The sequence below is a fragment of the Streptomyces sp. NBC_01520 genome (assembly GCF_045040375.1).
Classification (GTDB): domain Bacteria; phylum Actinomycetota; class Actinomycetes; order Streptomycetales; family Streptomycetaceae; genus Streptomyces.
Map to the genome: position 1 here is coordinate 7757776 of NZ_CP109404.1, position 23643 is coordinate 7781418.

A 23643-nucleotide genomic window follows, 5' to 3' on the forward strand; every position below is an offset into this window, starting at 1 on the left:
GCCAGCATACGGTTCATCCCCCGGGCCGTCACTGTGCGGTCGCACAACGAGAATGGCGCATCCGAGGTCATCCGCCCACTGCGCGCCGTCCACGTTGTGCCGCAGCATTTTCCTCACGAGCCGCTGAGGAGAACTGATGCTGAATCTGTCGTCCCTGCTTGAGCACAGCGCCCAGGAGCACCCGGACCGTACCGCACTGGTCCTCGGTGACACCCGGCTGACCTACGCCGAACTGCTGGCACGGTCCGAGGCCGTCGCCGACAGGCTGCGGCGCAACGGTGTCGGCCGGGGCGACAAGGTGGCGCTGACCTGTCCGAACGTGCCGGACTTCCCGGCCGCCTACTTCGGCATACTCCGCGTCGGAGCGGTCGTGGTGCCGCTGAACGTGCTGCTGCGCCCGCAGGAGGTGGCGTACCACCTCATGGACTCCCGTGCGAAGGCCTTCCTCTGCTTCGAGGGCACCCCCGAGCTGCCACTGGCCGAGGTGGGGAAGGAGGGCTTCGACCAGGTGCCGGCCTGCGAGCACTTCCTCCTGCTGTCCGGGGACGGGAGCGACGGCCCCGCCCCCGCCGAGCCGGCCGAGGGGGTGGCCACGGACGCGGAGGACACCGCCGTGATCCTCTACACCAGCGGCACGACGGGCCGGCCCAAGGGGGCCGAGCTCACCCACCGCAACATGGTGATGAACGCGTTGATCGCCGACCGGCTGTTCACGCGCGCGGACGACGAGGTGATGCTGGCCGCGCTGCCGCTCTTCCACGCCTTCGGTCAGAGCGCGGTGATGAACATGGGCCTGCTCCGGGGCGCCACCCTCGTCCTGCAGCCCCGCTTCGAAGCCGAGCAGGCACTCCGGCTGATGCGCAGCGAAGGGGTGACGTTCTTCGCGGGGGTGCCGACGATGTACTGGGCGCTGCTGAGCGCACTCGGCGAACAGACACCGCCCGACCGGCTGCGTACCGCGGTCTCCGGCGGGGCCGCCCTCCCCGTCGAGGTGCTGCAGCAGTTCGGGAAGGTCTTCGGCGTGGGCGTACAGGAGGGGTACGGCCTGTCCGAGACCTCGCCCGTCGCCTGCTTCAACCCGCCCGGCCTGCCGCCGAGGCCCGGTTCCATCGGCCGGCCGGTGTGGGGCGTGCAGATGAAGCTCATCGACGACACCTGGGAGACCGTAGCGGGCGACGGGCGGGGTGAGATCGCCATCCGCGGTCACAACGTCATGAAGGGCTACTACCGGCGGCCCCACGACACGGCCTCGGTCGTACGCGACGGCTGGTTCCGTACCGGCGACATCGCCCGGCGCGACGAGGACGGCTACTACTACGTCGTGGACCGGGTCAAGGACCTGATCATCCGAGGCGGCTTCAACGTCTACCCGCGCGAGATCGAAGAGGTCCTGATCACGCATCCGGCCGTGAGCATGGCCGCCGTGGTGGGCGTCCCGCACGCCACGCACGGGGAGGACGTCAAGGCGTTCGTCATCCCCGTGCCCGGTACGGACCTGGGCGAGGACGAACTGATCGCCTGGTGCCGCGAACGCATGGCCGCCTACAAGTACCCCCGCAGCGTGGAGTTCCGCGACAGCCTGCCGCTGACGTCCACCGGCAAGATCCTCAAGCGGGAACTGGCCGCGGAGGGACGACCGGCCCCGGACAGCCACGAGAAGCCCACCCCTGCCCCCTGACGTGCCCTGACCCGACCGAGCATGGCACCACCGCCGGCCCCCCGACTCTCGGTAAGTTGCACGAACTCCTTCGTCGGTGATTGCCGCGATTGCGCAGAGACGGCCGCCGATTACTCCCACAGGATGTGCGATCAAACACCGATGTGATCCGGATGAATCACTCAGTTCACCTTGACGTCAGGAGTCGCCGTGCTGTGGAGAAGGAAACTGTTCGTCCCGTTGGCCGCCCTCGCTCTGGCCCTGACCGCGTCGGCCGGCGCGGCCACGGCGTCGGCATCCACCCCCACGGATGCCGCCGCCGTCGCCACCGGCACCCCCGCGGCCCCGGCCACCGCTGACTTCGCGGCCCCCGGCCCGTACGCCACCGCGGTCGAGGTCGGGGTGATCACCACCCTCTACTACCCCCGCGACATCGCGAACAGCGACCGCCGCCACCCCGTGATCGTGTGGGGCAACGGCACCAACGGCATTCCCCTCGTCTACCGGGACCTGCTGCTCCACTGGGCGAGCCAGGGCTTCATCGTCGCCGCGGCGAACACCCCGCAGTCCAACCTCGGCATCTCCATGCGAGCGGGCATCGACATGCTCACCGGCAGGAACGCCGACCCGGACAGCATCTTCCGTGACCGCGTCGACCTGGAGCACATCGGCGCGTCGGGCCACTCGCAGGGCGGCGCGGCGGCCATCGTCGTCGGCGCGGACCCCCGCATCGACACCATCCTGCCGATCCAGCCCGGACCGCTTGCCGACATCAACGCGGTGCACGTCCCGGCGCTGCTGCTGGCCGGCCAGAACGACAGCATCGTCTTCCCCTTCCTCGTCAAGGCCTTCTACAACGCCGCCGACCACATCCCGGCGCTCTACGGCGAGCTGCGCGGGGCCGACCACTTCACGGTCGTCGGCGACCCCGGTCCGTTCGCCGCACCGACCACCGCGTGGTTCCGTGCCCACCTCATGGGCGACCAGACGGCCCGTGCCCAGTTCTTCGGCCCCGGCTGCGGCATCTGCACCGACACCACCACCTGGTCCGACGTCCGCCGGAACAGCCTGGCCCTGAGCGTCCCGGCCACCACCCCGTAACCCCTTCGGGGCCACTTCACCGCCTCCCCTGTCGCCCCCTCCGCGACAGGGGAGGCGGGCACTTCTCGTGAAAGGACCGACATGGACATCATCGCGACGACCCGCCAGGGCAAGGTACGAGGCAGCGTCCGGGACGGAATCGCCGCGTACCTGGGGATCCCGTACGCTGCCGCGCCCTTCGGCGTCCACCGGTTCCGCGCCCCCGCACCCGTCGAGCCCTGGGAAGGGGTGAAGGACGCGCGGGAGTTCGGACCCACCGCCCCGCAACGCCCCTACCGGCCGCCGCTCGACCGGCTGATCCCCGAGGTGGACATCCCGGGGGACGAGTGCCTCAACCTCAACATCTGGACCCCGGAGGCCGATCGCGGACCGCTGCCGGTGATGGTGTGGATCCACGGGGGATCCCTGCGGAACGGCTCGGCGGCCATGCCCCTGTACGACGGCCGGGCCTTCGCCCGCGACGGCGTGGTCCTCGTCTCGGTCAACTACCGGCTCGGGGTCGAGGGGTTCGGTGTGTTCCCCGACGCACCGGACAACCGGGGCCTGCTGGACCAGATCGCGGCCCTGACCTGGGTGAAGGACAACATCGCGGGATTCGGCGGAGACCCCGGGTGCGTCACCGTGTGCGGCGAGTCCGCCGGGGCCATCAGCATCGCCGCCCTGCTGACGAGCCCCCGTGCGGAAGGCCTGTTCCACCGGGCGATCCTGCAGAGCGGCCCGCCGCAGACCGTGACGCGCGCCCGGGGCGCGAAGACCGTGCGGGCGATGGCGAAGGCACTGAGTGTGCCCGCCACGGCGGAGGAGTTCGCCGCCGTTGACCGCGAACGGCTGCTGGACGCCCAGGACGAGGTGGTCGGCGGGGCCGACCCGATCAGCGGCGGGCCCGGCTTCCACATCGTCGTCGACGACGACGTGGTGCCGGCCGATCCGGCGCCCCCCACGGTCGACCTGCTGCTGGGCTGCAACCGGGAGGAGTACCGGCTGTGGTTCGTGCCGAGCGGAGCGCTGGACCGGGTCAGCGGCCTCACACTGCGGCTCGCCCTGCTGAAGTTCCGGATCCCCGGCCGGGTGGCCCGGCTCTACCGAGCCGCCCGGCCGGACGCCTCGCCCGGGGTGATCCTCGGTGAGATGGCCACCGACCTGCTGCTGCGAGGGCCCCTCAACCGGCTCGCCGACTCCCGGCCGGCCCGTACGTATCTCTATGAGTTCGCGTGGGGCTCGCCGGTCCTGGGACTGGGCGCGTGCCACGCCCTGGAGATCGGATTCGTCTTCGACAACCTCCGCCACGGTGAATCACTGACCGGGCCGGACGCACCGCAGCCGTTGGCCGACGTCATGCACCGGGCCTGGGTGGACTTCGCCACCTCGGGAGACCCCGGCTGGACCGCCTGGGACACACGCCGGCCGGTCATGGTCTTCGACCATCCGGACACGGATACGGTCCTCGCGCCCCGGCAGGAGGAGCTGCGGGCCTGGCTGTAGTGCCGTCCCGGCACGCTGCGGGGCCGTGCTGCCGGGCCCCGCAGCAGCGGGGCCGTCGTCAGGCGAGGTCCCTGGCGACGAGCGCCGCCTGGAGCAGCCGCGCCTCGGCGGGGACCGCGAGGTCGAGCCCGGTCAGCGTGCTCACCCGGTGCAGCCTGTAGTCCAGCGTGTTGCGGTGGACGCACAGCTCCGACGCGGTCCGGCGGCGGTTGTGTCCGTGGTCGACGAACACCCGCAGGGTCTCCAGCAGATACGGATGCTCCTCCAGCGGATCGAGCTTGGCCGCCAGCCGCAGCAGCGCCTCACCCGGACGCGCGAGCTGGAACTCCAGGAGCACGTCGTCGAGCCGGTACAACCCGGGCGGGCGGCCCAGCCGCTGTACGAGTTCGAGTACACGCCCCGCCTCCGCGGCCGCCGCGGGAACGGCCGTCGGTCCGGCGGCCTGGGCGGCGGCCGCGAACACACGCTGCCCGACGTCCTTGCCGAGCGAATCCGGCAGGCCGGACAGGTCGCAGGTGCCCGGCAGCAGCGCGATACCGGCGACGTGATCCATCAGCACCGGGACGCCCGCGTGGGCCTCGAGCGAGGACTGCACCAGCCTGGCCGGCGGATTCGACTCGAAGGCCAGGGCGACGATCTCGTGTTCACCACCCACCGCGACCCCAGCCGCCCCGGCCAGCTCCTCGTACGGCCGGCCGGTCAGCAAAGCCGTCAGCAGCGCCCGGCGTACCCGCTTGTCCTCGCTGTGGATGTCCTCCTGGGCATTGCGGTGGGCGAGCACGACCGCGGGCATCGCCGCGTGCAGGCAGGCCAGCAACTTGGCTCCCGCGCCGGACAGTTCCCCCGGCTCCGCCGTCTCGGACAGCACCTGCCACCACACCTCCGCCCCGATGAGGTAGGCGGCGATCACGGCTTCCAGGGGCACGCGTTCCTCGGCCCGGCGCCCCGACCACTCGATGAGCCGGGTCAGGTCACCCGGGCCCATCACACCGTCCTCACGCAGCGCACGCAGCATCAGATCGTGCACGGCGGTGATCGACCGTGCCACCTCACCGTCGAGCGTCCGGCGCGGCAGCTCCCCGTAGAAGGGCACCTCCGCCACGCAGCGGGCGACCACGGCAGCGGTGAAGTCACCGCCGCGAACAGCCATCCGTGCGTGTAGGCCAGGCATCGGCGTATCGTCACATCGCCCAAACGCTTCCGTCAATCACGCCGTACGGCCGAGAGCCCGAGCCGTCCGGGCCGGCCTGTGCGGGCCGGCCCGGACGCCGGGATCAGACGAGGTCGAACCGGTCGAGGTTCATCACCTTGTCCCACGCCGCGACGAAGTCCTTCACGAACTTCTCCTTCGCGTCGTCGCTCGCGTAGACCTCGGCGAGCGCACGCAGCTCGGAGTTCGACCCGAAGACCAGGTCGACCCGGCTGCCGGTCCACCTGACCTCGCCCGTGGCCGAGTCGCGGCCCTCGAACGTGCTCGCGTCCCCGGACGTCGCCGTCCACGTCGTGCCCAGGTCGAGCAGGTTGACGAAGAAGTCGTTGGTCAGGGACCCGGGGGTCGTGGTGAGGACGCCGAGCGACGACTGCTGGTGGTTCGCGCCCAGGACGCGGAGACCGCCGACGAGCACCGTCATCTCGGGGGCACTCAGGGTCAGCAGGTTCGCCCGGTCCGTCAGCAGGAACTCGGCCGGCAGCCGGTTGCCCTTACCGAGGTAGTTGCGGAACCCGTCGGCGGCCGGCTCCAGCGCGGCGAAGGACTCCACGTCGGTCTGTTCCTGCGACGCGTCCACCCGGCCCGGCGTGAACGGGACCTCCACGTCGAAACCGGCGTCCTTCGCCGCCTGCTGGACGGCCGCGGCGCCGGCCAGCACGATCAGGTCGGCGAGCGAGATCTGCTTGCCGTCGGTCCCGGCGGAGTTGAACGACTCCTGGATGCCTTCCAGGGTGCGCAGCACCGACGCCAGCCGGTCGGGGCTGTTGATCTCCCAGCCGCTCTGCGGCTCGAGACGGATACGGGCGCCGTTCGCACCGCCACGCTTGTCGCTGCCGCGGAAGGACGAGGCCGACGCCCACGCGGTGGACACCAGCTCCGACACGGACAGGTCCGAGGCGAGGACCTGGCTCTTGAGGGAGGCGATGTCCTCGGCGTCGACGAGCGTGTGGGTCACGGCGGGGAGGGGGTCCTGCCACACCAGGGTCTCGGCCGGGACCTCGGGGCCGAGGTAGCGCACGACCGGACCCATGTCACGGTGGGTCAGTTTGAACCACGCGCGGGCGAAGGCGTCCGCGAACTCGGCCGGGTTCGCCAGGAAGCGCCGTGAGATCTGCTCGTACGCGGGGTCGAACCGGAGCGAGAGGTCGGTGGTGAGCATCGTCGGGGCGTGGCTCTTCGACGCGTCGTGGGCGTCGGGCACGGTCCCCGCCCCGGCGCCGTCCTTCGGCCGCCACTGGTTCGCGCCCGCGGGGCTCTCGAACAGCTCCCAGTCGTGGCCGAACAGGATCTCGAAGAAGGTGTTGTCCCAGGTGATCGGGGTGTTCGTCCAGATGCCCTCAAGGCCGCTGGTGATCGTGTCGCCACCCTTGCCCGTGCCGTGGCTGTTCTTCCAGCCGAGGCCCTGCTCCTCGATCGGGGCGGCCTCGGGGTCGGGGCCCACGCTGTCCGCGGGGCCCGCGCCGTGGGTCTTGCCGAAGGTGTGACCGCCCGCGATCAGGGCGACCGTCTCCTCGTCGTTCATCGCCATCCGCCGGAACGTCTCACGGATGTCACGGGCCGCGGCGAGCGGGTCCGGGTTGCCGTTGGGGCCCTCCGGGTTGACGTAGATGAGGCCCATCTGGACCGCGCCGAGGGGGCTCTCCAGCTCCCGGTCACCGGTGTAGCGCTCGTCGCCGAGCCAGGTGGTCTCGGGTCCCCAGTAGACGTCCTCGTCGGGCTCCCACACGTCGGGACGGCCGCCGCCGAAGCCGAAGGTCTCGAAGCCCATCGACTCCAGGGCGACGTTGCCCGTGAGGATCATGAGGTCGGCCCACGAGAGGCTCTGGCCGTACTTCTTCTTGACCGGCCACAGCAGGCGCCGGGCCTTGTCGAGGTTCCCGTTGTCCGGCCAGCTGTTGAGGGGGGCGAAGCGCTGCTGCCCGGCCCCGGCACCGCCGCGGCCGTCGCTGATCCGGTAGGTGCCCGCGCTGTGCCACGCCATCCGGATCATGAACGGGCCGTAGTGGCCGAAGTCGGCCGGCCACCAGTCCTGAGAGGTCGTCAGCACCTCGGCGATGTCCTGCTTCACGGCCGCGAGGTCGAGCGTCCTGAACGCCTCGGCGTAGTCGAAGTCCGCGCCGAGGGGGTTGGCCACTGCGGGGTTCTTCGCGAGGATCTTCAGGTTGAGCCGCTCCGGCCACCACTGGCGGTTTCCGCCGCCCTGCGTCGGGTGAGGGGCGCGTCCGTGCGCGACGGGGCAGCCACCTCCGCCCTCCGTCTTCGCGTCTACGACGATTGCATCATGGTTCTCGGACATGGGAATCCTTCCGGGCTGGGCGGATCACTTGCTCAGGAACTGCGGGCGGTCGTGCGGTCGTGGAACAGGAGCGGGTGACCTCGGCCTCGCCGGCCGGGAGGCGAAGTCGCCGGACGCGGTCGGCGAGGGGGCCCGGTCACCCGCCCGGCCGGTCGATGCCGGCAACGGCACCGCGCGCCCCCGGACCGTGCCGGGGCGACGTGGGTGCCCGGCCGAGGCGGGAGCGACACGACGCGGACGGCTGCCATTCGCCGACCGGCACCGCACGGGTCCTCGGTGGTGGTGCCGTCACGTCTCGGTCTCCTGCCGTACTGAAGAGGCTTCCTGTCCCTTGGCTATTGCCGGAACCGATCCTACGATGGATGGAGTCCAGGTCAACAAGCGCGCCAAACTCGTATTCAATCGGATCCCGGACGCTCACCCGGTGAACTTCGGACATCCCGCCGAACCTGAAGAGGTGAACCGAACATGAGTGACCTGCTGGAGCGATTGCGGGCCCGTGGCTGGCGGATGACCTCGCAGCGGCGTGTCGTCGCGGAGGTCCTCGACGGCGACCACGTACACCTCACGGCCGAGGAGGTGCACGCCCTCGCGGTCCGGAGACTGCCCGAGATCTCGCGCGCCACCGTGTACAACGCCCTGGGTGAGCTGGTCTCCCTGGGTGAGGTCATGGAGGTCTCCACCGACGGCCGAGCCAAGCGCTTCGACCCCAACGCGCACAGCCCGCACCAGCATCTGGTGTGCTCCGGCTGCGGCGCGATCCGCGATGTCCACCCGACCGGCGACCCGTTGGCCGGCCTCCCGGCCGGGGAGCGTTTCGGCTTCACCGTGTCCGAGGCCGAGGTCACCTACCGCGGGCTGTGCCCGGACTGCGCCCCGGCCGTACGGCCCTCCCCGGCGGGCGACGCACCCCGCTGAGCGGACACGCCCGGGGACGGTGCGTCCCTGACGGCGTGTCGGCGTTCGCGCGCCCCGCGCGCGAAGGTCCGGCCGCGGCACCGGACCGGTGTCGACCCCGCTCACACCGGCGTGAGGCACCCCACCGGCGTGAGCTATCTCCCGTCGGTGGGAGATCGACGCCACCCCTGGTGATCGGTACCGTCCACGGGGACAGCGGATGCCGATCCCGGCAGCCGGAATGACATCGCCACCTGGGGCCGCGTGCCCGCAACACGACAGGGGACATTGATGTTCCGCAAGGTATTGGTCGCCAACCGGGGCGAGATCGCCATCCGCGCGTTCCGCGCGGCGTTCGAGCTCGGCATCTCCACCGTGGCCGTGTTCCCCTACGAGGACCGCAACTCGCTGCACCGCGCCAAGGCCGACGAGGCCTACCAGATCGGCGAGAAGGGCCATCCGGTACGCGCCTACCTCTCGGTCGACGAGGTGATCAAGGCCGCGCTGAAGGCGGGCGCCGACGCCGTCTACCCCGGATACGGCTTCCTGTCCGAGAACCCGGGCCTCGCCGCCGCGTGCGCCGAGGCCGGAATCACCTTCGTCGGGCCCCCCGCTTCCGTACTGCACCTCACCGGCAACAAGTCCCGGGCCGTCGCGGCCGCCCGCGAGGCCGGGGTTCCCGTCCTGAAGTCCTCGGAACCGTCCGACGACGTCGACACGCTGGTCGCCGCAGCGGATTCCATCGGGTTCCCGGTGTTCGTGAAGGCCGTCGCCGGCGGCGGCGGGCGCGGCATGCGGCGCGTCGCCGAGCCCGCCGACCTGCGGGAGTCGATCGACGCGGCGATGCGCGAGGCGGAGTCGGCGTTCGGCGACGCCACCGTCTTCCTGGAGCAGGCGGTCCTCAACCCGCGCCACATCGAGGTGCAGATCCTCGCCGACACGCAGGGCAACGTCGTCCACCTGTACGAGCGGGACTGCTCGTTGCAGCGACGCCACCAGAAGGTGGTCGAGATCGCGCCCGCGCCGAACCTCGACCCCGAGCTGCGCGCACGCATCTGCGCCGACGCCGTCGCGTTCGCCGAGCACATCGGGTACGTCAACGCGGGCACCGTGGAATTCCTGGTCGACGAGCGCGGCAACCATGTCTTCATCGAGATGAACCCGCGCATCCAGGTGGAACACACGGTCACCGAGCAGGTCACCGGGCGGGACCTGGTGATCGGTCAGCTCCGGATCGCCGCGGGGAAGTCCCTGCCGGAACTGCGTCTGACGCAGGACGACATCGTCCTCAACGGCACGGCCATGCAGTGCCGCATCACCACCGAGGACCCCGCCAACGGTTTCCGCCCCGACACCGGCACCATCTCCGCCTACCGCTCCCCGGGCGGCCCCGGCGTACGGCTCGACGGCGGCACCGTCCACACCGGTGCCGAGGTGTCCGCCCACTTCGACTCGATGCTGGTCAAGCTGACCTGCCACGGTCACGACTTCGCCAACGCCGCCCGTCGCGCACGGCGGGCGATCGCCGAGTTCCGCATCCGCGGAGTGGCCACCAACCTGCCCTTCCTGGGTGCCGTGCTCGACCACCCCGGCTTCCGCGAGGGTCGCATCACGACGAGCTTCATCGCCGAGCACCCGGAGCTGATCCGGGCCCGCCCCTCCGCGGACCGCGGAAGCCGTATGCTCGCCTATCTCGCCGAGACGACCGTCAACCGTCCCCACGGCCCGCGCCCCCAGGTCATCGACCCGGTCGCCAAGCTCCCTCACCTCCCTCCGGGAGCACCGGCCGTCGAAGGCTCACGCCGGCGCCTCGCGGCACTCGGACCGGAGGCGTTCGCGGCGGAGCTGCGTGCGCAGCGGGCCGTCGCCGTGACGGACACGACCTTCCGTGACGCACACCAGTCCCTGCTGGCCACCCGGGTGAGGACGCGCGACCTGCTGGCCGTCGCCCCGCACGTCGCCCGCACCGCACCGGAGCTGCTCAGCCTGGAGTGCTGGGGCGGTGCCACCTACGACGTGGCCCTGCGCTTCCTCGCCGAGGACCCCTGGGAGCGGCTCGCGGCCCTGCGGGAGGCGGTGCCCGACATCTGTACACAGATGCTGCTGCGCGGCCGCAACACCGTCGGCTACACGCCCTACCCCGTCGAGGTGACCGAGGCCTTCGTCGCCGAGGCGGCGGCGACCGGCATGGACATCTTCCGGATCTTCGACGCGCTCAACGACGTCTCGCAGATGCGTCCCGCCATCGACGCCGTACGCAACACCGGCACCGCGCTCGCCGAGGTCGCCCTCTGCTACACCTCGGACCTTTCGGACCCGTCCGAACAGCTCTACACGCTCGACTACTACCTGCGTCTCGCGGAGCAGATCGTCGAGGCCGGCGCACACGTCCTGGCTATCAAGGACATGGCCGGCCTGCTGCGCCCGCCCGCCGCCCGCACCCTGGTCACCGCACTGCGCGAGCGCTTCGACCTCCCGGTGCACCTGCACACCCACGACACGGCGGGCGGCCAGCTCGCCACGCTGATCGCCGCGATCGACGCGGGCGTCGACGCGGTCGACGCCGCCGTCGCCTCGATGGCGGGCACCACCAGCCAGCCGTCCCTTTCGGCGCTCGTCGCGGCCACCGACCACACCGAACGCGCGACCGGGCTCTCGCTCGACGCGGTCGGCGGACTCGAGCCGTACTGGGAAGCGGTGCGCAAGGTCTACGCGCCCTTCGAGTCGGGGCTGGCCTCGCCCACCGGGCGCGTCTACCACCACGAGATCCCCGGCGGTCAGCTGTCGAACCTGCGTCAGCAGGCCATCGCGCTCGGTCTCGGCGACCGCTTCGAGCTGATCGAGGACTGCTACGCGGCGGCCGACCGCATGCTGGGCCGGCTGGTCAAGGTGACCCCCTCCTCGAAGGTGGTGGGAGACCTCGCCCTGCACCTGGTCGGCGCCGGGGTCGACGCGGCCGACTTCGAGTCGGACCCCGGCAAGTTCGACGTACCGGACTCGGTGGTCGGATTCCTGCGCGGTGAGCTGGGCGACCCGCCCGGTGGCTGGCCCGAGCCGTTCCGTACGCGCGCGCTCCAGGGCCGTCCCGCACAGGCCGAGGCCGCGACCCTGTCGGAGGAGGACCGGGAGGGGCTGGGCCGGGACCGGAAGGCGACGCTGAACCGGTTGCTGTTCCCCGGCCCGACCAAGGAGTTCGACGCCCATCGCGAGGCCTACGGGGACACGTCCGTACTGCCCACGCAGGACTTCTTCTACGGTCTGGAACCGGACACCGAGCACACCGTCACCCTGGGGGCCGGTGTCACGCTCCTGATCGAGCTGGAGGCGATCTCGGAGGCCGACGAGCGTGGCTTCCGTACGGTGATGGCCACGCTCAACGGCCAGCTGCGCCCCGTGTCGGTGCGGGACACGTCGGTCGCCACCGAGGTCAAGGCCGCGGAGAAGGCCGAGCGGGGCAACGACGGGCACGTCCCCGCACCGTTCGCGGGTGTCGTGACCTTGCAGGTGGCGCAGGGCGACTCGGTGTCGGCGGGTCAGACGGTGGCCACCATCGAGGCGATGAAGATGGAGGCCTCCATCACCGCCCAGCGCGCGGGCACGGTCGAGCGACTGGCGATCGGGAAGATCCAGCAGGTCGAGGCCGGCGATCTGCTCATCGAGATCGGCTGACATCCGCGTCGTCAGCACCGAAGGCCGGCCCGGGAATCCCTCCCGGGCCGGCCTTCCGCGCTCCGGGGCGTCGTCACCCGGCGGCCGGGGCCCGCTCGGCCTCGATGCGGCGCAGGCGTTCGGCGTCCGAGGTGCGGCGGCAGGTGCCGCAGGCCTCCGCCGGGCGGATCGTGTAGTAGAGGCAGCACCCGGCCCGGTCCCGCGTGGGGTGCGACGTGCCGTCCGCGTCCGTCAGCCACCGGAATCCCGCGCCGGACGGGAACGGGCGGACGGGCCCCGGCAGCAGCCGTCCGGCCGCGGCGACCGCCTGCTCCTCCTCGCCCAGCATGCGGCCCACGTACCAGATGCCCGAGACGAGGTCGTCCTCGACCATGCCCCACAGCGCCCGTGGCCCGCGCCGCACCCGGGGCCCCAGCGCCGCGCACAGCGGGCGCACCAGATCGGCGACGGCCGTGCGCAGCACGTCGCCCAGCGCGGCCTCGCCCGGCACCGTACGCACCCCGGGAAGTCTCTCCGCCGGATCACCGGGCAGGCAGGCGAACGTACCCGGCACCACCTGGTACCGGTCCTCGCACCGGCCGATCCGTACGTCCTCCGGACGGGCCAGCGGCACCCGGCGGTCCAGGTACCAGGGCCCGGCGATCAGCAGGCACATCGACCAGAGACAGTCGTGCAGCAGCCGGGATGCGACCACGTCCGGGCGGGCCCGGTGGTCGTAGCGCTCCGTGATCCGGGCGGCCTCCGCGTCGAGGAAGGCGTCCAGCGAACCGGGCCGGAGCGCCAGTTCGGCGACGTCGACCCAGCTCTGCCCGGCCGGTGCGCCCGGCTCGGCGACCTCCGCGTCCAGGCCCGGACAGAGCCTGGTGAGGCGGCGGTAGGTGGACGCGAGGAGGGCGGCGGAGCTCTCGGCGGGCCGGAGGGATGCCGGTGCCGGGGCGAGGATCACGAAGGGCTCCTAGAAGGACGTGCACACGAAGGGGCGCGATCCGCGGCCAAGGCGGCAGCCGGCGGATCAAGCCGCTTAGGGGAGGCTCACCTTACTACCAGTCGGCGGTGTTCCGGTGAATTCCCCGCCCATGTCGATCAGTTGGTGGAAATAGGTTTGCCTAACCTAAGCTCCCATTCGATTCTCGTCGTACCAGCTCGCCGGAAGTGACCTCCCATGCAGACGTACCTGCTCGCCCTCAATCCGACCGATTCGGTCGTCAGCGGCTTCCTCCCGGCCGCCGGGCGGCTCGGCCTGTCGGTGACCCTGCTCACCGACCAGCCGGAGACGTACGGACCACCCGGCTCCCTCGGGCCGGACGTGGAGGTCACCGCCTGCGACGTCCGCGACCACCACGCCGTGATCACCCACATCTCGCGTCGCGGGCGGCCCGCCGCCGTCTTCACCAACAGTGACCACCTCCAGACCCAGGGCGCCCTCGTCGCCGAGTTCTTCGGCCTGCCCGGCAAGAGCTGGCGGGCCGCCCTGCGCACCAAGGACAAGGCCCTGATGCGCCGTCACCTCGCGGCCACGGCAGCCGACCCCGTCCGTGCCGTCGAGGTCCTGCCCGGCCGGTCGCCGGACGCGTGCGTGGAGGCCGGGGGAGTGCCCTACCCCTGCGTGGTGAAACCCCGCGAGGGCGTCGCCAGCGAGGACGTCGTACGGGCCGACGACCCCGCCGCACTCCTGCGCCTGTGCGCGGAGATCCGCGCACGCCGACCGGACGCCGCCCTGGTCGTCGAGGAGTTCCTGCCCGGCGAGCTGTACACCCTGGAGACCCTGGGCGACGGCCGGCGTCTGCACGTCCTCGGCGGATTCCACACCCGCCTCTCGCCCCCGCCGTACTTCATGGAGGAACGGCTGACATACGTCCCCGAGCCCGCCGCCGCCGTACGCGCGCAGGTGCTCGACCGGCTCGCGCTGCTCGGCGTGGGATTCGGGGCCTGCCACACCGAGTTCGTCGTCCACGAAGGCCGCGCGCGCATCATCGAGGTGAACTACCGCGCCATCGGCGACCACTGCGACCTCCTCCTCGCCGACCTCCTCGACATCCCGCTCTTCGACCACATACTCGCCACCCATCTGGGTGAACCCCTCCCCGAGAGCCTCGGCGCGCGCACGGACCGTGCCGCCCGGATCGACTCCCCGTGCGCCGACCGCGCCGGGGTGCTCACCTCCGCACCCGGCGCGGCGGACCGCACGGAGGGGGACGTACGCCTCACCTACCGCCCCCTGCGCCCGACCGGTGAGCGTCACCCGCTGCACCGCACCAACCGTGACTACCTCGGCATCCTCCGGACCATCGGCCCCGACCAGGACACCGTGGACCGTGCCGCCGACGCGTTCCTCGCCGCCCAGCGGTGGGAGATCACCCCGTGACCGCCGCCCGGCCTCGCGTCACCGGCCCCGGAACCACCGAACCCCCGGCCGCGGACCACCAACTCCTGCGCGTACTCGGCGCCCTGCTGCGGGAGGACGTGGCCGGGCTGCGCACCGGGGCCACCCTCCTGCACCGCGCCGACGGCCCCTGGCTGCGGCTCGGCACCGGCCCCGGCCAGGCACTCCTCCTCCCCGTACGCGAGGACGGCTTCCAGAGCACCTGGGCCGCGCGGCTGCCCCTCCTGCGCCAGGAACCCGACGCCACCGACCTGACCACCTGCGACGCCGTGCTCGCCGCCCTCGCCCGGCTCGCCGCCCCGGAGGACGCGCCCGGCTACACGGCCTTCGCCGAGGAGTGCCGCAGCGACCTTGCGGCCCGCCACCTGCACGCCGCGACCCGCGACACGGTCCTCGCCCGTCTGACGGACAGCCACGGGCCGTGCCCGGCACACTGGCACGGCCACACCGGATCCCTCGCCCACGACACCCTCGCGGCCCGGACCGACCACCCCGTGCACCCCGTCCCCCGAGGCCGGAAGGGGCTGGGGGAGCGGGAACTTCGGGCGTACGCACCCGAGTTCCACCCCCGCTTCGCACTCCGCTGGCTTTCCCTGCCCGCCGGGCACATCACCCCGGCACCCGCGACCGGCTCCGGCGCGGTCTCGCACCCCTGCTCCGGCGTGACCCCGTCCACCGGCTCCGGCCCGGAAGCCGCAGGCGTACGACTGGACGACGGCTGGCCCACCCCCGCCGAGCTGGGACTGCCGCGCAGCCACCACGAGGGACACGTCCTGCTGCCCGTCCACCCCCTCACCGCGGCCGGCCGCCTCCACGACGCCCTGGCCGAGACCGGCCTCGCCCGGCACGCGGTCCTCGCCGAGCGGCCCCTGCTCCACGTCGTCCCGACCCTGTCCATGCGGACCGTCGCGCTCGCCGACCGGCCCGGCACCCACCTCAAACTCCCGCTCGCCACCGCCACCCTGGGCCTGCTCAACCGGCGCACCGTCACCCCCGGTTCACTCCGTGACGGCGCCGCCGGGCAGCGCCTCCTGGAAGGTGTCCTGCACCGGGAACCCCGCTTCGCCGGGCGCGTCCTCCTCGCCGACGAGACCTGCTACGCCCACGCCGGACACGAACTCCTCGCCGTACTCCGCCGCACCCAGCCACCAGGGCTCGACGACGCCACCGTCCTCCCGCTCGCCGCACTGCTGGCACCGGCCCCGGACGGCCGCCCCGTCATCGGCCACCTCGCCGACCGTTTCCACGGCGGCGACCAGGTCGCCCTCGCCGACGCGGTGCTGACCCTGCTGCTGGACTGGCAGACGACCCTCTTCGGCCACGGCATCGCCCTGGAGTCCCACCAGCAGAACATCTCCCTCGTCCTCGGCGGCGGCACGGACGGGCCCCGGCTGCTCCTGAAGGACAACGACGGGCCGCGCGTCCACACCCGGCGGCTGGCCGAGGCCTGGGGGTGCGCCGAGCCGACCGCCGACACCCTCGGCTTCGCCGACCGGCGGATATGCGTCACGGGGGACGGGGCCGTCGCCGACCTGTTCACCGCCATCACCGTCCACCTGTGCGCGGGCTCCCTGGCCTTCGGTCTCGCCGCACACGGCACCGCGCCCCTCGACCGGCTGCTCGGGCTGGTACGCGACCGGCTCGCGGAGGCGATAGACCGGACCGCCGTCACCCGGCCCGACGCCGCGGCCGTGCTGCGCGCCCGCGTCCTCGACGCCCCCGAGCTGCCCGTGAAGGCCATGGTGACGGCCGGCACCCTGCTCACCAAGGCCCGGTCCGGCGCAGCCGACATCAACAAGCACTACACCACCGGCCCCAACTATCTTTTGCGGAAGGCATGAACCCCGATGCCCAGCACCACCACACCCCGCACCCCGGCCCGCACCCCGGTACGCCCGCCCACCGCCGACGAGGCGGTCGGCCACACCCTCCTCAACTGCCTGCTGCGTGAGGCGACCGCGCCGGAGGACCGCACCCTCACCGACGGCCGGCTGATCCTGCGCCTGCCGCACACCGACACGCTCCTGCGGGTCGGCGTACGCCGCGCCGCCCTCCTGGGCGCCCACCGCTTCACCGGCCCCGTCAGCGTCCGCGAGGGCCTGCCGGACGGCGCCTGGACGACGATCGGATGGCAGCGGCTGGCCGAGCTGGTGGATGCCGAACTCTCCCTGCGCACCGGCACGGAGAACGACGAGTTCCTGGCCCAGGTGGCAGCCGGGCACCGTGCCGTCGCCAGCGCCCTCGCCCACCGGGCCACTGTCACCGCCCTTGCGGTGGCCACCGACGACCCTGCGGCCCGCCCCGGGGATCCGACGGCCGTCTACCTCGCCTCCGAGCAGTCCCTGATCCTCGGCCACCGCTTCCACCCCACGCCCAAGGCGCACGGCGCCGACCCCGACGCCTGGACCGCGTACGCCCCGGAGGAAGGCGCACGCTTCCCGCTGCACCTGCTCGCCGTCCGGGAGAGGTTCGTCGCCGAGGAGACCGCCGAGCCCGGGGGAGCGGCTGCCCTCGACCGGACCGGTGAGGCACCGCCCGGATACCGGCTGCTGCCCGCACATCCCTGGCAGTTCCGACTGCTCGGCGGCCACCCCGCCCTGCGGGCCGCCGTCGCCCGCCGGGACGTGCTCGACCTCGGTCCGGCCGGGGCCCCGGTCACCCCCACCGCCTCCGTACGCACGGTCCACGACGGGCACGCCTTCCTGAAGTTCAGCCTGGACGTGCGCATCACCAACTGCCTGCGGAAGAACGCCTCGTACGAGCTCACCGGCGCCGTCGCCCTGACCCGGCTGCTCGCCCCCGTCCTCGCCGACCTCGCCCGGCGCCACCCGGCCGCCGGCGTGCTCCGCGAGCCCGCCTACCGCTCGCTCGCCCTCCCCGGCGCGGACGGCCGCCCCGACCGCACCCTGCTCGAAGGCTTCGGTGTGATCGTCCGGGAGGGCCTCGCCGGGCATACCCCCGCTGGCACCACCCCGCTGCTGGCCGCGGCCGTCGCCGACGAGTACCCGCTGGGCCCCGGCCGGGTCTCCGCGCTCCTCGCGGGCGCCGGACCGGACGGAGCCGCCGAGTGGTTCCGGCGCTACACCACCCTGCTCGTCCCACCCGTCCTGACCGCGTTCTTCCGCCACGGCGTGGTCCTCGAACCACACCTCCAGAACGTCGTCGTCTGCGTCGGCCGCGACGGCTCCCCGCAACGGGCCCTCTTCCGGGACCTCGAAGGCACCAAACTCCTGCCCGACCACCACGGCGCCGCGCTGCGCGGGCTTCCCCGCGAGGTCGCCGAACCCCTCACGTACGACCGGCGGCGCGGCTGGGACCGGGTCGTCTACTGCCTGTTCGTCAACCACCTCGCCGAAGTGCTGGCCGCCGTCGCCGACCTCCACCCCGAGACCGAACCCGCCCTCTGGCGGCAGGTACGTGCCACCGTGGAGCGGAGCGCCGACACCCTCGGCCGGCCGCCGCAACTGCGAGCCCTGCTGGCAGGCGCACCGCTCCCCGCCAAGGCCAATCTGCTCACCCGCTGGCGCCGCTCGGCGGACCGCGACGCCGGGTACGTCCACCTGCCCTCCCCGCTGACCGTGCCCCCCATCGCCGGCCGTCCGTACGCCCCCTGAACCCCGCGCCCGCCACCGACGAACGGATCACCGGTGTACCCCTCCCTGCTCACCCCCGCCGTACGGGCCGAGGCACAGGCCCTCCCGTCCGGCGAACTTCCCTGCTACGTACACGACCTGAGTGGCCTTCAGCAACACGCGGCGGCCGTGCGTGCCGCCCTTCCGCGGACGGTGGAGCTGTACTACGCGGCGAAGGCCAATCCCGCGGCCGAGATCCTCGCCGCCCTCGCCCCGTGGACCGACGGGTTCGAGGTGTCCTCCGGCGGCGAGCTCGCCCATGTCCGGGCCGCCGTGCCGGGGCGGCCCCTCGCCTTCTCCGGCCCCGGCAAGACCCCTGACGAGCTCGCCGCCGCACTGGCCGCCGGGGTGGACCGCGTGCACGCCGAGAGCCTTCACGAGGTGCGGATGCTCCGGGCACTGGCCTCCCGCACCCACGTCCCCGGCAGCCCGCCCACCCGGGTCCTGCTCCGTATCAACCCGGCCGTTCCGGAAGGGACGCTGACGGGCAGCGCCCTCACCATGGGCGGCCCCACGCCCTTCGGCATGGGGACGGAGGACGCGTCCGAAGCGCTCCGCCTGCTCACCGGGGACGACTGCCCCGGGCTCGAACCCGTCGGTGTGCACGCCCACCTGGCCAGCGGCCTGCCCGCCGGGGCCCTGCTCGGCGTGGCCGAGGCGGTCGTGGACGCCGCCGCGGGACTGTCGCACCGTCACCGGACGCCGCTTCCCGAGGTCGGTGTGGGCGGCGGCATGGCCGTGGACTACACGAGCCCCGGCGACCGCTTCGACTGGGCCGCCTACGGGGCGGGCCTGGACGCCCTGGCCCGCCGTCACCCCGGGGTGCGCCTGCGCGTCGAACCCGGCCGCGCCCTGACCGCCTACTGCGGCTGGTACGTGACCGAGGTGCTGGACGTGAAGCGCAGCCACGGCGAGGACGTGGCCGTGGTCCGTGGAGGTACCCATCACCTGCGGACACCCGCGGCGAAGGGGCACGACCAGCCGGCGGAGGTGGTGCCGGTCGAGCCGTGGCCGCACCCATGGCCCCGTCCGGCGGCGGCGGGCGACCGGGTGACGGTCACCGGTCAGCTCTGCACCCCCAAGGACGTACTCGCCCGGGGGCTGGAGGCGGCCGGGCTCCGGGCGGGGGACCGGGTGGTCTTCGCCCTGGCCGGCGCCTACGCCTGGAACATCTCGCACCGCGACTTCCTGATGCATCCGCCGCCGGGCTTCCGATTTCTCGGCGGGGCGGAGGACAGCACCTGCCAAGTGATGCTAACTTAGGTAAGCCTAACCTTAGGAGATGAGATGGTAGTCGCCTCTGCCCGTACCGCCGAGCTCTCCCACGCGGAGCGGATCCGGTCCGTCGTCGCCGCTGCGGGCTCGCTCAGTCTGACCACCGCCGGCGCGTCGTACGACCTCATCGCCATGCACACGGTCGACAGCGGGCGGCTCACGCTCCGGGTGCCCGACGACACACCGCTCGCGGCGGAGATGGTGTGCGCCCCGCACGGCGCCCTGGGCGCGCTCGTCGAGTTCACCGATGTCGCGCCCGTCCAGGCACGCGACCGGATCCGCGCCCGGGTCACGCTGTCCGGCCGGCTGGCCCATTCGGGACGGCGGGACGGGGACGTACTGATCCTCGGCCTGGACCCGGCGCGCGCCGGCGTCCAGTGGCACGGGCGCGTCGAACACGTGGGCCCGGACGAGGTGTTCCGGTCGGATCCGGACGCCCTCGCGGTCCATGAGGCGGCCATGCTCGGCCACCTGGACGACGACCACCGTGACGTGGTCACCCGGCTCGCCCGCCTCGCCGCCCCCGAGGTCCGCCGGGGGGTCGTCGCCGTCCGCCCGTACGCCATGGACCGGTACGGCTTCACCTTCCGCTACGAGTACGCCCAGGGTCACCGCGACGCCCGCCTCCTCTTCCCGACCCCGGTGCGCGACGCCACGGAGGTCGGCGGCCAGGTGGAGTTGCTGCTCGCGCATGCCCGGCACTGCCGGGGCGAGTCCCACTTCTGAATTCCCCGTACGGGTGGCCGTGTACGGGGGCCCGGCGCGTGCCGGGCCCCCGCGGCCGCATGAGATGTCCCGGGGCGACACCGTCCAGGGGTGACGGGCGCCGGTGGTACGGAGCCGTACGCTCGGCCCATGCAGCCGACCGCGTACGCAGCGCGCCTGGTGACCGTCGCGGTGGTCACGGCCGCCGTCCTCGCCGGCGCGACCGCCCCGGCCCCTGCTGTTCCCGGCGCGGATACGAGCCACGGCGGGTACGTCCGGCTCCACCCGCTCGCCGATCTCTCGGCCCGGCGTCTCGCCACGGCCGCCCTCGTCGCCGCTGCCAAGCGGGGGACGGACAGCCCCGTCGACGACCCGGTCCGTGAGCGGCAGGTCCTCGACACGGTGGCCCGCCCGGCACGCGAGGCCGGGGCCGATCCCGGTGTGACGGTACGGATCCCCCGCGATCAGATCGAAGCGAACAAGCAGGTGCAGCGCGCCCTGCACAGCCGCTGGGACGCGGACCCCGCCGGCGCGCCGACACGCCGCCCGGACCTTACACGGGTGCGGGAGGAGATCAACCGCGTCAACACCGGTCTGGTCCGCGCGATCGTCCGCTCGGAGGCGGCACGCGAGGCACCTTCTTGCGGCGGCGCACTGAACGCCGCCGAAACGCACGTACGGCGCGCCCGGCACCTCGACCGTCTCCACGCCTCGGCGCTGACCCGCGCCTTGCGCTCGGTCTGCGCATGGCCGTTCGTCGGCCCGGAGCAGAGCAGGACCCCTGCCCTGTACGGCGCGGGCGCCGTACAGGGCGGTGATGGTCACGGCTTCCGGGCCATGAGCCCCCACTGGTCGACGGGTGTGGGGTCCTCCTCCGTAGGGCGCCAGGAGGAGATGGACACGAAGCCCGGTTCGAGCAGCTCCAGTCCCTCCGCGCATCCGGTGATCTCCTCCGGTTCCCGCACCAGGTACGGCGGGTTGTCGCCGGAGTCGTAGGCCTCCTGCGCCGCCAGGGTCTGGGGCGTCTTCACCGTGTCGCAGAGCACCAGATAGCTGCCCGAGGGCATCCGGGACATGTACCGCTGGACCACCTCGATCCCTTCGGCCGGGGTGAGGTGTCCCAGGGTCGACATCAGAAGGACGGCCACCGGCTCCGAGAGATCCAGTGTCCTGGCCGCCTCGTCCACCACCGTGTCCGTCACGGACAGGTCGGCGTCCACATAGGCGGTCCGGCCCTCCGGCGCGCTGGTCAGCAGAGCCGCGGCGTGGACCAGGACGATGGGGTCGTTGTCCACGTAGACGATCCGGGACTGCGGGGCGACGGCCTGCGCGACCTCGTGGGTGCTGTTCTCCACCGGCAGACCGGTGCCCACGTCCAGGAACTGACGCACACCCAGGCCCGCCAGATGACGGACGGCACGGGCCTGGAAGGCGCGTGAGGCCTGCGCGATGTCGGCCATCTGCGGATAGGCGGCGGTGACCGCTTCGGCCAGCTCCCGGTCGACCGGATAGTTGTCCTTCCCGCCCAGCCACGCGTTCCACACCCGCGCGGAATGCGGAATGTCCGATCGGATCTTCTTGCGGAACTCGACGTCGTCGACAGCCATCACAGTCTCCCACTCACCCGGCGTGCACAGCAGTTGACCCTGACCCAGGATCTCGTGCGGGTCGTACCCCACAGCACGACCGTACCGCTGTCCACGTGGGAAGACGTACCCGGCCGCGCCCCTCGGAGAGGCCGGGCCGCGGGACGTCGGGGCGGAGACGGAGCCGGCGCCCCGGGGACACGTCTCCGGGGCGCCGTGTGATCGGACGTCAGGCGCAGTACTGCGCCTGCTTCCCGATCGACCTGTACATGCAGTCCGCGTTCTCCACCAGTTGGAGCACCGCGTCCCGGTTGCGCGAGGTCTCCCGCTCGATGACCTCGTCGGGCGGATAGAAGCCGCCGCCCGAGGACGAGCCGGGGTACATCTCGAAGGTGTAGCCGAAGATCTTCTGCGAGCCCCACAGCCAGTCGTCGATCGAGCCGTCGGTGATGTAGAGGTCGCTGGACTGCTCGGCGGTGTAGCCGTTGCTCGCGCCCATCTTCTGGCCCACGGCGGCGAACGCGTTGCGGTCGTCGGCCGTCATTCCGGTCGTGGTGTCGCTGTATGTGTAGCCGAACGGCCACAGCACCAGCTCGCTGTACGTGTGGAAGTCGATGCCCGCCCTGATCTGCTGCCTCCCGCCGACCACCCGGCTGCGGACGAAGTCCGCCACGACCTTCGTCTCGGGTGCGGACTCGGCGGCGGTGCCACGGTAGGTCTCCGACGAAGGGCTGGACGAGGAACCGCCGCAGCAGCCCCAGTTGTACGCCCAGTTGCGGTTGAGGTCCGTGCCCACGTAGCTGGAACCGGAGATCGGCTGCCGGTTCTTGCGCCAACTGCGGTACGAGCCCGACGCGATGTCGTACTCACCGCCGTCGGGATTCATGTCCGGCACGATCCACAGCTCGCGGCCGTCGACCGCCTGCGTGATCCTGGAGTCGGTGCCGTAGTCCTCGCCGAGCTCGCGGAGCAGGTAGAGCGCCATCTCGACGGTCAGGTGTTCGCGGGCGTGCTGGTGCGCGGTGAAGAGAACCTCCGGTTCGGCCTCGTCGGTGCCGACGTTGTCGCTCACCTTGATCGCGACGATGTCCCGGCCCTGGTAGGTCTTCCCGATCACGCGCTTGTTCATGATCGAGGGGTGGGCCGCGATGCGTGCGTCGATCTCCGCGTTCATCTCGGCGTAGTTGTGGTACTTGGAGTCCGCCGACGGGAAGTCCAGCGTGCCGACGGGTCCCTGCGCCTGCGGTTCGGCGCCCGGAGCGGGCAGTACCTCCAGCACATGGCCGCCCGCCCGGAGCTTTCGGGCCTGGGCGGCGTCCGCGGTGATCACGACGCCGTGGTCGTGCACCTCGTCGATGGAGACACCGGTCCGCGCGATCGCGGTGCGGCCGGCGGGGGTGTGGTGCCCGGTGATCTCGTACTGCCGGGTCCGCTCGTCCGCGGCGACGGCCGCGTTCCGGGACGAGGCGTCGGCGCCGGTCACAGCGGTGACCGGGGCGGCGAGACCGAGGGCGAGCAGGACGGCGAGAGTGGCCGTGCGTCTGACTTTCGTCGGCCGGGGCTTCCGTGCGTTGACGAGTCGCATGCTGGCAGTCTCCTGAGTCCGGTGGGGTGGGGGGTGGAGCTGTGCGACGCGCACATGGTCCTGACAGGAGAAGACCGGGTCAAGAGAGAAGTTCCGGCCACCGACGGGAGGAAGCCCGCCGGGGGAGTCCGCACAGCGTCCCCGTCCGGACGGGGAGTCCGCACA

At 72.3% G+C, this 23643-nt stretch carries 15 protein-coding genes and 1 pseudogene; 11 read left to right on the forward strand and 5 right to left on the reverse strand.

What is annotated here, in order from left to right; translation table 11 throughout:
* Positions 1-136: 136 nt before the first annotated feature.
* The 3 genes from OG524_RS34840 (at position 137) to OG524_RS34850 (ending at position 4240) form a co-directional block, all read left to right on the forward strand.
* Positions 137-1678, forward strand: coding sequence for a long-chain-fatty-acid--CoA ligase (locus OG524_RS34840; RefSeq protein WP_405386200.1), 1542 nt, complete (start codon positions 137-139; stop codon positions 1676-1678).
* A 189-nt stretch (positions 1679-1867) separates the two neighbouring features.
* Positions 1868-2758: an alpha/beta hydrolase family protein gene (locus OG524_RS34845; RefSeq protein WP_405812349.1), complete on the forward strand. Its 891-nt coding sequence runs from the start codon at positions 1868-1870 to the stop codon at positions 2756-2758.
* A gap of 81 nt (positions 2759-2839) precedes the next feature.
* Complete coding sequence (locus tag OG524_RS34850) at positions 2840-4240, forward strand: carboxylesterase/lipase family protein (protein WP_405386197.1); 1401 nt, start codon at positions 2840-2842, stop codon at positions 4238-4240.
* A gap of 58 nt (positions 4241-4298) precedes the next feature.
* On the opposite strand, the gene OG524_RS34855 is transcribed toward OG524_RS34850, so the two are convergent.
* Both OG524_RS34855 and katG read right to left on the reverse strand, forming a co-directional pair.
* Positions 4299-5411, reverse strand: a complete 1113-nt coding sequence (locus OG524_RS34855; RefSeq protein ID WP_405812350.1) for a PucR family transcriptional regulator — start codon at positions 5409-5411, stop codon at positions 4299-4301.
* A gap of 103 nt (positions 5412-5514) precedes the next feature.
* Complete coding sequence (katG, locus tag OG524_RS34860; protein ID WP_405386193.1) at positions 5515-7746, reverse strand: catalase/peroxidase HPI; 2232 nt, start codon at positions 7744-7746, stop codon at positions 5515-5517.
* A gap of 468 nt (positions 7747-8214) precedes the next feature.
* Here katG and OG524_RS34865 point away from each other — a divergent pair, with 468 nt between their 5' ends.
* Together OG524_RS34865 and OG524_RS34870 are read left to right on the forward strand one after the other, a co-directional pair.
* A complete protein-coding gene (locus tag OG524_RS34865; protein WP_405812351.1) occupies positions 8215-8664 on the forward strand; it encodes a Fur family transcriptional regulator in 450 nt (149 codons plus the stop codon).
* 270 nt (positions 8665-8934) lie between these two features.
* Positions 8935-12312 (forward strand): pyruvate carboxylase, encoded by a 3378-nt coding sequence (locus tag OG524_RS34870; protein ID WP_405812352.1) that lies wholly within the window; start codon positions 8935-8937, stop codon positions 12310-12312.
* Between the two features lie 73 nt (positions 12313-12385).
* On the opposite strand, the gene OG524_RS34875 is transcribed toward OG524_RS34870, so the two are convergent.
* Positions 12386-13258, reverse strand: a complete 873-nt coding sequence (locus OG524_RS34875) for a (2Fe-2S)-binding protein (protein ID WP_405386187.1) — start codon at positions 13256-13258, stop codon at positions 12386-12388.
* A gap of 216 nt (positions 13259-13474) precedes the next feature.
* Between OG524_RS34875 and OG524_RS34880 the strand changes: the two genes are divergently transcribed.
* The 6 genes and pseudogenes from OG524_RS34880 to aroQ form a co-directional block, all read left to right on the forward strand.
* The gene (locus OG524_RS34880) at positions 13475-14677 is read left to right on the forward strand and encodes an acetyl-CoA carboxylase biotin carboxylase subunit family protein (RefSeq protein WP_405812353.1); all 1203 of its coding nucleotides are present in this window, start codon (positions 13475-13477) and stop codon (positions 14675-14677) included.
* A complete protein-coding gene (locus OG524_RS34885; RefSeq protein ID WP_405812354.1) occupies positions 14674-16536 on the forward strand; it encodes an IucA/IucC family protein in 1863 nt (620 codons plus the stop codon). The genes OG524_RS34880 and OG524_RS34885 overlap by 4 nt, the downstream gene beginning before the upstream one ends.
* A gap of 6 nt (positions 16537-16542) precedes the next feature.
* On the forward strand, positions 16543-18309 hold the full coding sequence (locus OG524_RS34890) for an IucA/IucC family protein (RefSeq protein WP_405812355.1): 1767 nt from the start codon (positions 16543-16545) through the stop codon (positions 18307-18309).
* Positions 18310-18342: 33 nt separating this feature from the next.
* Positions 18343-19590, forward strand: coding sequence for a type III PLP-dependent enzyme (locus OG524_RS34895; protein ID WP_405812356.1), 1248 nt, complete (start codon positions 18343-18345; stop codon positions 19588-19590).
* A gap of 24 nt (positions 19591-19614) precedes the next feature.
* Positions 19615-20328 carry a DUF2470 domain-containing protein gene (locus OG524_RS34900; protein ID WP_405386178.1) on the forward strand — a complete coding sequence of 238 codons (714 nt, stop codon included), beginning with the start codon at positions 19615-19617 and terminating at the stop codon, positions 20326-20328.
* A 129-nt stretch (positions 20329-20457) separates the two neighbouring features.
* Positions 20458-20904: pseudogene (aroQ, locus tag OG524_RS34905) on the forward strand (gamma subclass chorismate mutase AroQ); the annotation flags it as partial.
* Positions 20905-21128: 224 nt separating this feature from the next.
* Here the strand turns inward: aroQ and OG524_RS34910 are convergent.
* Together OG524_RS34910 and OG524_RS34915 are read right to left on the reverse strand one after the other, a co-directional pair.
* Complete coding sequence (locus tag OG524_RS34910) at positions 21129-21914, reverse strand: SAM-dependent methyltransferase (RefSeq protein ID WP_405386176.1); 786 nt, start codon at positions 21912-21914, stop codon at positions 21129-21131.
* Positions 21915-22122: 208 nt separating this feature from the next.
* Positions 22123-23478, reverse strand: a complete 1356-nt coding sequence (locus OG524_RS34915) for a M14 family metallopeptidase (protein WP_405386174.1) — start codon at positions 23476-23478, stop codon at positions 22123-22125.
* Positions 23479-23643 lie beyond the last annotated feature (165 nt).